Raw genomic sequence first — 13,145 nt, 5'->3', positions numbered from 1 at the left:
ACTGTGGCCGTGGCGCGGGCGGCGGCTCGGACCAGGGCGGGACCTCGGTAGATGAAGCCGGTGTAGAGCTGCACCAGGGCGGCGCCGGCGTCGAACATCCGGGCCGCGTCGTCCGGGTCCAGCACACCGCCGACCCCGATGATCGGTAGTCGGCCGCCGGTCTCCCGGTGCACGAAGGCGACCACCTCTCGCGCCCGGCCGGTGAGCGGCCGGCCGGAGAGGCCGCCGGCCTGCGCGCCGCGCTCGGCGTCCATTGGGGCGAGACCACCCCGGGCCAGGGTGGTGTTGGTGGCGATCACCCCGGCCGCGCCGCGGGCCAGGCAGACCTCCAGCAACTCGGCGATCGCCGCCTCGGTCAGATCAGGTGCAATCTTGACCAGCACCGGCTTCTCCCCGACCAGCGCGGCGAGCAGCGCGTCCAGGTGCGCGCGGTCCTGCAACGAGCGCAGCCCCGGGGTGTTCGGTGAGGAGACGTTCACCGCGAAGTAGTCGCCGTGCCCGCGCAGCGCCCGGTACGAGGCGAGGTAGTCCTCGACCGCCTCGTCGAGCGGGGTCACCTTGGACTTGCCCAGCGAGATGCCGAGCGGTACGCCGATCGGGCGCCGCAGCGCGGCCAGCCGGGCGGCCAGCGCGGCGGCGCCGGCGTTGTTGAAGCCCATCCGGTTGACCACCGCCTCGCTGGCCGGCAGCCGGAACAGCCGCGGCCGGGGGTTGCCCGGCTGGGCGTGCGCGGTGACCGTGCCGACTTCGACGAAACCGAAGCCGAGCGCCGGCCAGGCCGGCAACGCCGCCCCGTCCTTGTCCATCCCGGCGGCCAACCCGACCGGGTTGGGGAAATCGACACCGAACACCGTGCGCGGTGCCCGGACCGCGTACCGGGCACGCAGCGCCGCCAGTGCGGCCGGCCGCCGGGACAGCGCGGTCAACCGCCGCAACGTCCACTCGTGCGCCGCCTCCGCGTCCCCGTTTCCGATCCGGAACAGCCAGGGCCGCACCGCGCGCTCGAACAGGGTCACTGGGCGGCCCGGAGGGTGGCGTGCAGGTCCTGGAGGGGACGGACCTGCATGTCGCCGCGGATCCTGGCCTCGATGCCCATCACCGCGGCGGCGGCACCGGGGACCGTGGTGATGCAGGGGATGTCCGCGGTGACCGCGGCGCTGCGGATCTCGTAGCCGTCCGAGCGGGCGCTGGCGCCCGAACCCTGCGGCGTGTTGATCACCAGCGCCACGGCGCCGCCGAGGATCAGGGACACCGCGTCGTCCCCCTCGCCAGCCTGGTAGTGCTTGCGGATCTGCTCGCAGGCGATGCCGTGCCGGCGCAGCACCTCGGCCGTGCCGGTGGTCGCGACGATCTCGAAGCCGAGATCAGCCAGGCGCTTGATCGGGAAGATCATGCCGCGCTTGTCCCGGTTGGCCACCGAGACGAAGATCTTCCCGGCGGTCGGCAGCGAGCCGTACGCGGCCGACTGGCTCTTGGCGAAGGCGTGCCCGAAGTTGGTGTCGATGCCCATCACCTCGCCGGTCGACTTCATCTCCGGCCCGAGCAGCGAGTCGATCCCCTTGCCCGAGCGGGTGCGGAAGCGCTTGAACGGCAGCACCGCCTCCTTCACCGCGATCGGCGCGTCGGCGGGCATGGTGCCGCCGTCCCCGGCCGCCGGGAGCAGACCCTCGGCGCGCAGCTCGGCGATGCTCGCCCCGAGCGCGATCCGGGCCGCCGCCTTCGCCAGCGGCACTGCGGTCGCCTTGGAGACGAACGGGACCGTCCGCGACGCCCGCGGGTTGGCCTCCAGCACGTAGAGCACGTCGTCCTTGAGGGCGTACTGCACGTTGAGCAGGCCGCGGACGCCGACACCGCGGGCGATCGCCTCGGTGTAGCGACGAACCTCGGCCAGGTGCGAACCCGCGAGGGTGATCGGCGGCAGCGCGCAGGACGAGTCGCCGGAGTGGATGCCGGCCTCCTCGATGTGCTCCATCACCCCGCCGACGTAGACCTCGCCGTCGGCGTCGCACAGCGCGTCCACGTCGATCTCGATGGCGTCGTCGAGGAAGCGGTCCACCAGCACCGGGTGGTCCGGGGAGATTTCGGTGGCCCGGCCGATGTAGTCGCGCAGCGTCGGGTCGTCGTAGACGATCTCCATGCCCCGCCCGCCCAGCACGTACGACGGCCGGACCAGCACCGGGTAACCGATCTCGTCGGCGATCGTCTTGGCCTCGTCGTACGAGGTGGCCATGCCGTGCGCCGGCGCGCGCAGCCCGGCCCGGGCCAGCACCGCGCCGAACGCGCCCCGCTCCTCGGCCAGGTGGATCGACTCCGGGGAGGTGCCGACCACCGGCACACCGGCGTTCTTGAGCCGCTGCGCCAGCCCCAGCGGGGTCTGCCCGCCCAGCTGCACGATCACACCGACCACGCCCGGCCCGCCGGCCGCCCGGCCGGAGGAGTCCTCGGCGTGCCAGACCTCCAGCACGTCCTCGAAGGTCAACGGCTCGAAGTAGAGCCGGTCGGCGGTGTCGTAGTCGGTGGAGACCGTCTCCGGGTTGCAGTTGACCATGACCGTCTCGTAGCCGGTGCCCACGGCACCGGAGACGGACGCGGCGGCTCCGCCGATCGGCGCGCTCCGCAGCGCCTGAACCGCGTGCACGCACGAGTAGTCGAACTCGATGCCCTGCCCGATCCGGTTCGGGCCGGAGCCCAGGATCAGCACCTTGGGCCGATCCGACGGCACGACCTCGGTCTCCGAGTCGTACGTCGAGTAGTGGTACGGCGTGGTGGCCTCGAACTCGGCCGCGCAGGTGTCCACGGTCTTGTAGACCGGGCGCACGTCGAGACGGTGCCGCAGCGTTCGCACGCCGTCCTCGGCGGCCAGCTCCGGCCGCAGGGCGGCGAGCTGCCGGTCGGAGAGGCCGGCCCGCTTGGCCCGGCGCAGCAGTTCGGCGTCGAGCACCGGTGCGTCCACGATCTCGGCGCGCAGCTCGATCAGCGCGGCGATCTGGTCCAGGAACCACGGGTCGATCCCGCCGGACGCCTCGGCGACCTCGGCGATCGACGCGCCGAGCCGCAGCGCCCGCTCGACGGTGTACAGCCGGCCGTCGTGCGGGATCCGCAGCGCGGCGAGGGTGTCCGCCAGGGTGACGCCCGCCGGGTCCGGCACACTCCAGAAACCGGCTGACTTGGTTTCCATCGAGCGCATGGCCTTGTTCAGCGCCTCGCTGAAGTTGCGCCCGAGGCTCATCGCCTCGCCGACCGACTTCATCGTGGTGGTCAGTTCCGGGTCCGCGCCGGGGAACTTCTCGAACGCGAACCGGGGAATCTTCACCACCACGTAGTCCAGGGACGGCTCGAACGCCGCCGGGGTCTTCAACGTGATGTCGTTGGGAATCTCGTCGAGGGTGTAGCCGATCGCCAGCTTGGCCGCGATCTTGGCGATCGGGAAGCCGGTCGCCTTGGACGCCAGTGCCGAGGACCGCGACACCCGGGGGTTCATCTCGATCACGACGATCCGGCCATCGACCGGGTTGACCGCGAACTGGATGTTGCAGCCGCCGGTGTCCACCCCGACCTCACGCAGCACCGCGATGCCCAGGTCACGCAGGCGCTGGTACTCCCGGTCGGTGAGCGTCATGGCCGGGGCCACGGTGACGCTGTCGCCGGTGTGCACACCCATCGGGTCGACGTTCTCGATCGAGCAGACCACCACCACGTTGTCGTGCCGGTCGCGCATCAGCTCGAGCTCGTACTCCTTCCAGCCGAGCACGCTCTCCTCGATGAGCACCTCGTGCACCGGGCTGGCGGACAGGCCTTCGCCGGCGATGCGGGCCAGGTCCTCCGGGGTGTGCGCCATGCCGGAGCCCAGGCCGCCCATGGTGAACGACGGCCGGATCACCACCGGCAGGCCCAGCTCGGCGACGGTCGCCTCGACCTCGTCCATCGAGTGGCACACCCGGGAGCGGGGCACCAGCGCGGCCGGGTCCTCGACGCCGAGGCGGACCCCGGCCTTGGCCACGATCTCCTTGAACAGCTGGCGGTCCTCGCCGCGGTTGATCGCGTCGATGTTCGCGCCGATCAGCTCCACGCCGTACTTGTCCAGCACGCCGGCCTCGTGCAGGGCGACCGCGGTGTTCAGCGCGGTCTGCCCGCCGAGGGTGGCCAGGATGGCGTCCGGGCGCTCCTTGGCGATGACCAGCTCCACGAACTCCGGGGTGATCGGCTCGACGTACGTGGCGTCGGCGAACTCCGGGTCGGTCATGATCGTCGCCGGGTTGGAGTTGACCAGGCTGACCCGGATCCCCTCGCTGCGCAGCACCCGGCAGGCCTGGGTGCCGGAGTAGTCGAACTCGCAGGCCTGCCCGATGACGATCGGCCCGGAGCCGATCACCAGGATGTGCTTGAGATCGGTCCGCTTAGGCATTCGTGCGCCCCTCGCTGTGGGTCCGGCCCTCGATGAGCTCGGCGAAGCGGTCGAAGAGGTAGTCCGCGTCGTGCGGGCCGGCCGCCGCCTCCGGGTGGTACTGAACGGTGAAGGCGGGCACGTCCACGGCCCGCAGCCCCTCGACGACGTTGTCATTGAGGCAGACGTGTGACACCCGGACGCCGCCGAAGTCGGTGTCGATCACCTGATCGGGGACCACCGCGCCGTGCCCCGCGCCGGGCAGCTGGACGGCGAAGCCGTGGTTGTGGCTGGTCACCTCGACCTTGCCGGTGGCCCGGTCTAGCACCGGCTGGTTGATCCCCCGGTGGCCGTAGCCCAGCTTGTAGGTGCCGAAGCCGAGCGCCCGGCCGAGGATCTGGCTGCCGAAGCAGATGCCGAACAGGGGCACCCGCCGCTGCAGCGCCTCCCGGGCCAGCGCCACCGGGCCGTCGGCGGTGGCCGGGTCGCCGGGGCCGGGCGACAGGAAGATCGCGTCGGCGCCGGTGGCGAGCAGGTCGTCGATGGTCGACCCCGCCGGCAGCACGTGGGTGGTCACCCCGCGGGCGGCGAGCCGGCGCGGGACGTTGCGCTTGATGCCGAGATCCAGCGCGGCCACGGTGAACCGGTGCTCGCCGACCGCCTCGACGACGTACGGCTCGGGGGTGGTCACCTCGGTGGAGAGGTCCGCGCCGACCATCTGCGGCGCCTGCCGGACCCGGGCCAGCAGGCTCTGCGGGTCGTTGTCCACGCTGGAGATGCCGACCCGCATGGCGCCCCGCTCGCGCAGGTGACGGGTCAACGCGCGGGTGTCCACCCCGCTGATGCCGACCACGCCCTCGGTCGCGAGCCGGTCCTCGAGGCTGCCGGTGGCCCGCCAGTTCGAGCCGATGCGGGCCGGGTCGCGCACCACGTACCCGGCCACCCAGATGCGGCCGGACTCGTCGTCCTCGCCGTTGACACCCGTGTTGCCGATGTGCGGCGCGGTCTGCACCACGACCTGCCGGTGGTAGGACGGGTCGGTAAGGGTCTCCTGGTAGCCGGTCATGCCGGTGGTGAAGACCGCCTCGCCGAACGTCTCCCCGACGCTGCCGTACGCCTCGCCGGGGAACGTGCGCCCGTCCTCGAGCACGAGGATCGCGGGCCTGCGCTTGGCCATTACTTGACTGCCTTTCCGTCCAGGACCGTCGGCTCGCCACGCAGGAAGGTCGCCACGATGCGACCCGGCAGCGTCATGCGGGCGTACGGGGTGTTGCGACTGCGACTGGCCAGCTCCGCCGGCTCGATGGTGCGGCGGGCGGCCGGGTCGATCAGGGTCAGGTTGGCCGGCACACCGGGCGCCGGGTCGACGCCGTGCCCGGCCAGGCCGGCGATCCGGGCCGGGGCGCGCGACATCCGCTCGGCGATCAGGTCCCACTGCGGGCCGAGCACGTCGAGCGCGATCGAGAGCGCCGTCTCCAGGCCGAGCATCCCCGGCCGGGCGTACGCCCACTCGCACTCCTTGTCCTCCACGGCGTGCGGGGCGTGGTCGGTGGCGATCACGTCGAGCACCCCGTCGGCGAGCGCGGCACGCAGGGCGGCGACGTCCGCGGCGGTGCGCAGCGGCGGGTTGACCTTGAAGACGGGATCGTAGGCTCCGGCTGGGCTCCAGTTGTTCGCGAGTGCGGGGCTCGCAAGCTCACTCCTCCCGCTCACGACCTCGTCGGTGAGCAGCAGGTGGTGCGGCGTGACCTCGGCGGTGACCCGCACCCCGCGCGCCTTGGCGTGGCGCAGCACCTCGACGCTGCCGGCCGTGGAGACGTGGCAGACGTGCAGCCGGCTGCCCACGTGCTCGGCGAGCAGCACGTCCCGGGCGATGATCGCCTCCTCGGCGACCGCCGGCCAGCCGATCAGGCCGAGCCGGGTGGAGACCTCACCCTCGTGCATCTGGGCGCCCTCGGTGAGCCGGGGCTCCTCGGCGTGCTGGGCGATGATCCCGTCGAACGCCTTGACGTACTCCAGGGCCCGGCGCATCAGCTTCGGGTCGGCGACGCAGTGCCCGTCGTCGGAGAAGATCCGCACCCGGGCCGCGGAGTCGGCCATCGCGCCCAGTTCGGCGAGGCGCTCACCGGCCAGCCCGACGGTGACGGCGCCGATCGGCTGCACGTCGGCCAGCCCGGCCTCCCGGCCGAGCCGCCAGACCTGCTCGACGACGCCGGCGGTGTCCGCGACCGGGGAGGTGTTGGCCATCGCGCAGACCGCGGTGTAGCCGCCCAGCGCCGCCGCGCGGGAGCCGGACTCGACGGTCTCGGCGTCCTCCCGGCCGGGCTCGCGCAGGTGGGTGTGCAGATCGACCAGGCCGGGCAGGGCGACCAGCCCGGTGCCGTCGATGACGGTGGCGTCCGGCGCGGACAGCCCCGGGCCGACCTCGGCGACCACGCCGTCGCGGATCAGCAGGTCGGTCGGCGCGGCGCCGACGACGCTCACGCTGGTGATCAGGTACGCGGTCACCGGTTGTTCCCTCCGAGCAGCAGGTAGAGGACGGCCATCCGCACGGAAACCCCGTTGGTGACCTGTTCGACGATGGTGGAGCGGGGTGAGTCGGCCACCTCGGGGGTGATCTCCATCCCCCGGTTCATCGGGCCGGGGTGCATGACGATCGCGTGCTCGGGCAGCCGGCGCATCCGCGGCCCGTCCAGGCCGTAGCGGCGGGCGTACTCGCGGGCGGACGGGAAGTAGGAGTCGTTCATCCGCTCCCGCTGCACCCGCAGCATCATCACCACGTCCACGTTGGGCAGCACGGAGTCGAGGTCGTAGGAGACGTCGGTGCCCGGCGCGAGCGCCGCGGCGATGTCCACCGGGATGAGGGTGGGCGGGCCGACCAGGGTGACCTTGGCGCCGAGGGTGGAGAGCAGCAGCACGTTGGAGCGGGCCACCCGGGAGTGCAGCACGTCCCCGACCACCGCGACCGACAGGCCGGCCAGCCGGCCCAGCCGGGCCCGCATGGTGTACGCGTCCAGCAACGCCTGGGTGGGGTGCTCGTGGGTGCCGTCACCGGCGTTGACCACCGACCCGTCCACCCAGTTGGCCAGCCGGTGCGGCGCGCCGGAGGCGGGGTGCCGGACGACCACCGCGTCGGCGCCCATGGCCTGCAGGGTCAGCGCCGTGTCCTTCAGGCTCTCGCCCTTGGTGACGCTGGACCCCTTCGCCGAAAAGTTGATCACGTCGGCGCTGAGCCGCTTGGCGGCCGCCTCGAAGGAGATCCGGGTGCGGGTCGAGTCCTCGTAGAAGAGGTTCACCACCGTCCGGCCGCGCAGCGCGGGCAGCTTCTTGATCTCGCGGCCGGCGACCGTGGCCATCTCGGCGGCGGTGTCCAGGATCTCGGTGGCGGTGTCGGCGTCCAGGTCCGCGCCGGAGAGCAGGTGCCTGATCATGAGGTGGTCCCCCCGTACAGCTTGACCTCGTCCGTCCCGTCGGTCTCGGCGAGCGTCACCTTGACGCTCTCGGCGAGCGAGGTCGGGATGTTCTTGCCGACGTAGTCGGCGCGGATCGGCAGCTCCCGGTGGCCGCGGTCGACCAGGACGGCGAGCTGCACGGACGCCGGACGGCCCACGTCGTTGAGCGCGTCGAGCGCGGCCCGGACGGTGCGGCCGGAGAAGAGCACGTCGTCGACGAGGATGACCCTCCTGCCGTCGATGCCGCCGGGCGGCAGCTCGGTGGGGCCGATCGCGCGGGTGGCGTGCCGGCGCAGGTCGTCGCGGTACAGGGTGATGTCGAGCACACCGACCGGGACGGCGACGTCCTCGAAGGTGCTGATCCGGGAGGCGAGCCGCCGGGCGAGGGGGGCGCCCCGGGTGGGAATCCCCAGCAGCACCGTCTCGGCGGCGCCCTGGGTCTTCTCCAGGATCTGGTGGGCGATGCGGTCGACCACGCGTTGCACGTCGGCGCTGGCGAGGATCACCTTCACCGAGGGTTGTCGCGGTGGTGACGAGCGGGCAGCCGGTGGGTATGCCACGGCGGACCTCCTTCCCCGCCTCACGGGACGGGTCGTTAAAGGATGTCGGGCACCTCCGGCCGGACCGCGGGCGGACCTGGGCCGGGGCTTCACGCCACGTTACCAGTGGTCACCGGGCCGATGGACGGCGGCCGCTGACCATCGGATCAGGCCGACGAAATGGGGATAACTCCCCCGGTGCTCCCCAACGGTAGGGTCACGACCACTTGACCAGGTGTCGCATTCCCCGTACCGTCACGCTCCGTAGCGATCGACGGGAGAACCCCGAGCAGCACTGGGAGTGTCCGAATGCCCTCTGAATACGCCAAGTCTCTGGGCGCCCGCCTGCGCTCCATCCGCCAACAGCAGGGCCTCTCCCTGCAGGGCGTGGAGGAGAAGTCGAACGGGCGGTGGAAGGCCGTGGTGGTCGGGTCGTACGAGCGTGGCGACCGTGCCGTGACGGTGTCCCGCCTGGCCGAGCTTGCCGAGTTCTACCGTGTCCCCGTCTCGGAGCTGCTGCCCGACGGCAGCGGGGTCCGTCATGAGCCCACCAGCAAGATTGTCCTGGACCTGGAGCGGCTCTACGACGAAGCCTCCGAGGATCTGGCCTACGTCGCGCGGTACGCTCGCGCCATCCAGCAGCAGCGCGGCGACTACAACGGCCGGGTGCTCTCCATCCGCGCCGACGACCTGCGGGCGCTCGCGATCGTCTACGACGCCTCGCCGTCGGGTCTGATCGAGCGGCTCACCGAGCACGGTGTGCTGGTCGCCGACCCCCGGGCGTTCTTCGCCTCCTGAACCACCGAACCACCGAAAGGGCCCGTGCCATCCGGCACGGGCCCTTTTTCGTGGTACGGGCGCTGAGCGGGCGCGCTCAGCGGGTGGCGTACTCGGCGATCCGGCCGAGGATGCCGTTGAGGAAGCGCGGCGAGTCGTCGGTGGACATCTGGCGGGCCAGCTCCACGGCCTCGCTGATCGCCACCGCGTCGTCGATCTCGTCGACGTAGAGCAGCTCGTAGACCGCGATCCGGGCCAGGTTGCGGTCCACCACCGGCATCCGCTCCAGCGTCCAACCCTCGGCATAGCTGGCGATCAGCTCGTCGATCCGGTTGAGGTGCTCGGCGACCCCCTCGACCAGGCCCACCGCGTAGCCCAGGTGCTCCGGTCGGGGCTGCTCGATCCGCTGCACGTAGCCGGCGAGCACCTCGACCGGGGGCCGGTCCCGTAGGTCGGCCTCGTAGAGGACATCCAGCGCCCGCTTGCGCGCCTTGCGGCGCGCCGGCATCTGCTGCTTGGGACCCTCTGCCATCAGGAGCGGCCGAGGTAACGGCCGTCGCGCGTGTCGACCTTGATCTTCTCGCCGGTGGTGATGAACAGCGGCACCTGCACGGTCGCGCCGGTCTCGACGGTGGCCGGCTTGTTGCCGCCGGTCGACCGGTCGCCCTGCAGACCCGGCTCGGTGTAGGTCACCTCCAGCACCACGCTGGTCGGCAGCTCGATGTAGAGCGGGACGCTCTCGTGCGTGGCGACGGTCGCCTCGGCCTCGGGGAGGAGGTAGTTGGCCGCCTCACCGACGGTGCCGCCGGGGACCGTGATCTGGTCGAACGTCTCCAGATCCATGAAGACGTAGTCTTCGCCGTCGGCGTACAGGTACTGCATCGTGCGCTTGTCCACGGTCGCGGTCTCGACCTTGGTGCCCGCGTTGAAGGTCTTGTCGACCACCTTCCCGGACAGCACGTTCTTCAGCGTGGTGCGCACGAACGCACCACCCTTACCGGGCTTGACGTGCTGGAACTCGACGACGGCCCAGAGCTCGCCGTCAAGGTTGAGTACCAGGCCGTTTTTGAGGTCGTTGGTGGAGGCCATTTCCTGCCTTGATCATCAATTGGCGGACAGACCTGACGAGTCTACTAGCTGCGTCGAGGCAGGTTGCCCGCCATGTCACGGCCGCCGATCCCGCGCCCACAGGTCGAACCGGGCGACGATCACGTTTCGTAACCTTCAGACCCCTGCCACCCGTACCCCTTGCGCCCTTTACTCTGCTTCAACCGGCGCAACAGTCACGCCGCGTATCGGGTGTACAGGCTTCCCCGCCCCGACGCTCAGCGCGTATTGGCAGCTCACAGCCTGTGTTGCGTCCGTTGAAGCAGAGCAAAGGACGCGCCTGGATGGTGCCGCGCCGCCGGGTCGGGGAGAGCAGGGTTGCCGTCAGTGACGGTTACGGTCGGTGATGCGTGTGCCCGTCAGTTTGTCGAAGCGGCGAGGTAGTGCAGGGCGAGACGATAGCCGTCGATGCCGAGCCCGCAGATCACCCCGGTCGCCACCGCGGAGATCACCGAGTGGTGCCGGAACTCCTCCCGGGCGTGGATGTTGGAGATGTGCACCTCGACCAACGGCCCACGCAGCATGGCGCAGGCGTCCCGCACGGCGTACGAGTAGTGCGACCAGGCCGCCGGGTTGAGCACCACCGCGGCGGCCTCGTCGGCAGCGGCGTGCAGCCAGCCGAGCAACTCGTACTCGGCGTCGGTCTGCCGGACCGTCACGTCGAGCCCCAACTCCCGGCCGGTCCGCTCGCAGAGCGCCACCAGGTCGGCGTAGCTGGTCGCGCCGTACACCGCGGGCTCGCGGGTGCCCAGCCGGCCCAGGTTCGGCCCGTTCAACACGTACACCCTCACTGGGTGCCCACCTCCCGGTACGCGGCCGCGAGCAGCGCGTCGTCCGGGCCCTCGAGCATCGCCGGGCGGGCCAGCCCGTCCAGCACCACGAACCGCAGCCGACTGCCCCGGGCCTTCTTGTCCACCCGCATCGCGGCCAGCAGCTGCGCCCAGGCGTCGGCCGGGTAGCTCACCGGCAGGCCGAGCGCGGTCAGGACGACCCGGTGCCGGTCGGCGGTCGGCGCGTCCAGCCGGCCGGCGAGCCGGGCCAGCGCAGCGGCGTACACCAGGCCGACGGCGACGGCATGGCCGTGCCGCCAGCGGTAGCCCTCGACCTGCTCGATCGCGTGGGCCAGCGTATGGCCGTAGTTGAGCACCTCCCGCAGGCCCGACTCACGCAGGTCACCGGCGACCACGTCGGCCTTGACCCGGATCGCCCGCTCGATCAGCTCCCGGGTGACCGCACCGCGCGGGTCGGTGGCCGCCGCCGGCTCACGTTCGACCAGATCCAGGATCGCCGGATCGGCGATGAAGCCGCACTTGACCACCTCGGCCAGCCCGGCCGCAAGGTCGACCGCGGGCAGGCTGTCCAGGGTGGCCAGGTCGGCCAGCACGCCGACCGGCGGGTGGAACGCGCCCACCAGGTTCTTGCCGGCGGCGGTGTTGATCCCGGTCTTGCCGCCCACCGCGGCGTCCACCATGCCCAGCAGTGAGGTGGCCACCGGCACCCACCGCACCCCGCGCAGCCAGCAGGCGGCGACGAAGCCGGCCAGGTCGGTCACCGCGCCGCCGCCGACACCGACCACCGCGTCGGTACGGGTGAAGCCGGCCGCGCCGAGTTGGGCCCAGCAGGCGGCCGCCACGTCGATCTGCTTGCCCGCCTCGGCGTCGGGCACCTCGATCGGCAGCGGCTCGACGCCGGCCGCGCGCAGCCGCTCGCCGAGCGCGTCGGCGAGCCCCTTGAGCGGAGGCGCGTGCAGCACCGCCGCCCGGGTCGCGCCGGGCAGCAGCCCGGGCAGCGTGTCCAACAGGTCGCGTCCGACCAGCACGTCGTACGGCCGTTCGCCGCCGACCGCGATCCGGGTCACCTCGTCCATCGCCGGCAGCCTAGTCCAGCGGGCGGCGCGGTGACCGCGTCCGCCCACCTGCTGGCCGGGCGGCCCAGTCCGCCAGCAGGCGCGCGTGCTCGGCCACCGCGGTGCGCAACGCGTCCGGGTGCCGCACGGTGAACGCGCAGCCCAGCCCGGCGAGCAGCGCGGCCATACCGGGCAGGCTCTCCGCCCGGGCCCGCAGCAGCACCCCGTCGGTGGTGGCGGTCAGCTCGGCCACGCTGGGCGGGACGCGGCGCCGGGCGGCGACCAGGTCGGTCTCCAGCAGCACCTCGACCTCGTGCGTGTAGGGCACGCCGGCAAGCGACCGGGTCACCCGGGCCACCGGGTCGAAGCCGTCCGGCACGGTGAACGTCGCCACGCCGGGCGTCACGGCGCCGATCCGGTCCAGCCGGAAGGTGCGGACCTCCCCGCGCCGGTGGTCGTGGCCGATGACGTACCAGCGGCCGGCGTGGAAGACCAGCCCGTACGGGTCGAGCTCACGGTGCGACTGCTCACCCCGCCACGAGCGGTAGTCCAGCGCCACCCGCTGCCGGTGCCGGGCGGCTGCGGCCAGGGTGAGCAGGGTGCCGGACGCCGGGGCCTGCTCCGGCTCCGTGCGCCGCAGGGTGAAGCCGAGGTGTTCCTGCACGGCGGTCAGCCGGTCGGCGAGCGCCGCCGGCAGCACCCGGCGGATCTTCGCCAGCGCGGTGGCGGTGGCCGGCAGTTCGGTGGCGAGCCCGACCCGTTCGGCGACGACCAGGCCGAGCAGCACGGCCACCGCCTCGTCGTCGGTGAGCATCAGCGGCGGCAGCTTGTACCCGGGGTGCAGCCGGTAGCCGCCGTAGCGGCCCCGGTCGGCGATGACGGGGATGCCCAGCTCGACGAGGGTGGTCGCGTACCGGCGCACGGTCCGCTCGTCCACGCCGAGCCGGCCCGCGAGCTCGACGGCCGTCGAGCGGTGCCGGGCCTGCAGCAGTTCGAGCATTGCCAGCACGCGACCGGCGGGATGTGACACGGACCACTCC

12 protein-coding genes are annotated in these 13,145 nt (G+C 72.2%); 1 reads left to right on the top strand and 11 read right to left on the bottom strand.

Going from position 1 to position 13,145, the window contains the following annotated elements:
• The 6 genes from KBX63_RS32450 to pyrR all read right to left on the bottom strand — a co-directional run.
• On the bottom strand, window positions 1–1,016 hold a 1,016-nt coding region (locus KBX63_RS32450; protein ID WP_210917944.1), incomplete at its 3' end, for a quinone-dependent dihydroorotate dehydrogenase.
• Complete coding sequence (carB, locus tag KBX63_RS32445; RefSeq protein WP_210917943.1) at window positions 1,013–4,405, bottom strand: carbamoyl-phosphate synthase large subunit; 3,393 nt, start codon at window positions 4,403–4,405, stop codon at window positions 1,013–1,015. The genes KBX63_RS32450 and carB, both read right to left, overlap by 4 nt.
• A complete protein-coding gene (gene carA, locus KBX63_RS32440) occupies window positions 4,398–5,561 on the bottom strand; it encodes a glutamine-hydrolyzing carbamoyl-phosphate synthase small subunit (protein ID WP_210917942.1) in 1,164 nt (387 codons plus the stop codon). The genes carB and carA overlap by 8 nt, the downstream gene beginning before the upstream one ends.
• Entirely contained in the window at window positions 5,561–6,892 is a 1,332-nt protein-coding gene (locus KBX63_RS32435; protein WP_210917939.1) for a dihydroorotase, read from the bottom strand. Before KBX63_RS32435 ends, carA begins: the two co-directional genes overlap by 1 nt.
• The gene (locus tag KBX63_RS32430; RefSeq protein WP_139582149.1) at window positions 6,889–7,815 is read right to left on the bottom strand and encodes an aspartate carbamoyltransferase catalytic subunit; all 927 of its coding nucleotides are present in this window, start codon (window positions 7,813–7,815) and stop codon (window positions 6,889–6,891) included. The genes KBX63_RS32435 and KBX63_RS32430 overlap by 4 nt, the downstream gene beginning before the upstream one ends.
• Window positions 7,812–8,396, bottom strand: a complete 585-nt coding sequence (gene pyrR / locus KBX63_RS32425; protein WP_210917936.1) for a bifunctional pyr operon transcriptional regulator/uracil phosphoribosyltransferase PyrR — start codon at window positions 8,394–8,396, stop codon at window positions 7,812–7,814. Before pyrR ends, KBX63_RS32430 begins: the two co-directional genes overlap by 4 nt.
• Window positions 8,397–8,684: 288 nt before the next feature.
• Here pyrR and KBX63_RS32420 point away from each other — a divergent pair, with 288 nt between their 5' ends.
• Window positions 8,685–9,173 carry a transcriptional regulator gene (locus KBX63_RS32420; RefSeq protein ID WP_007458348.1) on the top strand — a complete coding sequence of 163 codons (489 nt, stop codon included), beginning with the start codon at window positions 8,685–8,687 and terminating at the stop codon, window positions 9,171–9,173.
• Between the two features lie 76 nt (window positions 9,174–9,249).
• On the opposite strand, the gene nusB is transcribed toward KBX63_RS32420, so the two are convergent.
• The 5 genes from nusB to KBX63_RS32395 form a co-directional block, all read right to left on the bottom strand.
• Window positions 9,250–9,660, bottom strand: a complete 411-nt coding sequence (gene nusB / locus KBX63_RS32415; RefSeq protein WP_172899150.1) for a transcription antitermination factor NusB — start codon at window positions 9,658–9,660, stop codon at window positions 9,250–9,252.
• 23 nt (window positions 9,661–9,683) lie between these two features.
• Window positions 9,684–10,241, bottom strand: a complete 558-nt coding sequence (gene efp / locus KBX63_RS32410; protein WP_210917934.1) for an elongation factor P — start codon at window positions 10,239–10,241, stop codon at window positions 9,684–9,686.
• A gap of 377 nt (window positions 10,242–10,618) precedes the next feature.
• Window positions 10,619–11,050, bottom strand: coding sequence for a type II 3-dehydroquinate dehydratase (gene aroQ / locus KBX63_RS32405; protein WP_210917932.1), 432 nt, complete (start codon window positions 11,048–11,050; stop codon window positions 10,619–10,621).
• Window positions 11,047–12,126, bottom strand: a complete 1,080-nt coding sequence (aroB, locus tag KBX63_RS32400) for a 3-dehydroquinate synthase (RefSeq protein WP_210917931.1) — start codon at window positions 12,124–12,126, stop codon at window positions 11,047–11,049. Before aroB ends, aroQ begins: the two co-directional genes overlap by 4 nt.
• A gap of 10 nt (window positions 12,127–12,136) precedes the next feature.
• A complete protein-coding gene (locus KBX63_RS32395; RefSeq protein ID WP_210917930.1) occupies window positions 12,137–13,135 on the bottom strand; it encodes a YafY family protein in 999 nt (332 codons plus the stop codon).
• Window positions 13,136–13,145 lie beyond the last annotated feature (10 nt).

This window comes from Micromonospora sp. U21 (assembly GCF_018070045.1).
In the GTDB taxonomy this organism is placed as follows: Bacteria; Actinomycetota; Actinomycetes; order Mycobacteriales; family Micromonosporaceae; genus Micromonospora.
The sequence above is the reverse complement of the archived record's forward strand: the minus strand, read 5'-3'. Positions and strand labels throughout refer to the sequence as shown.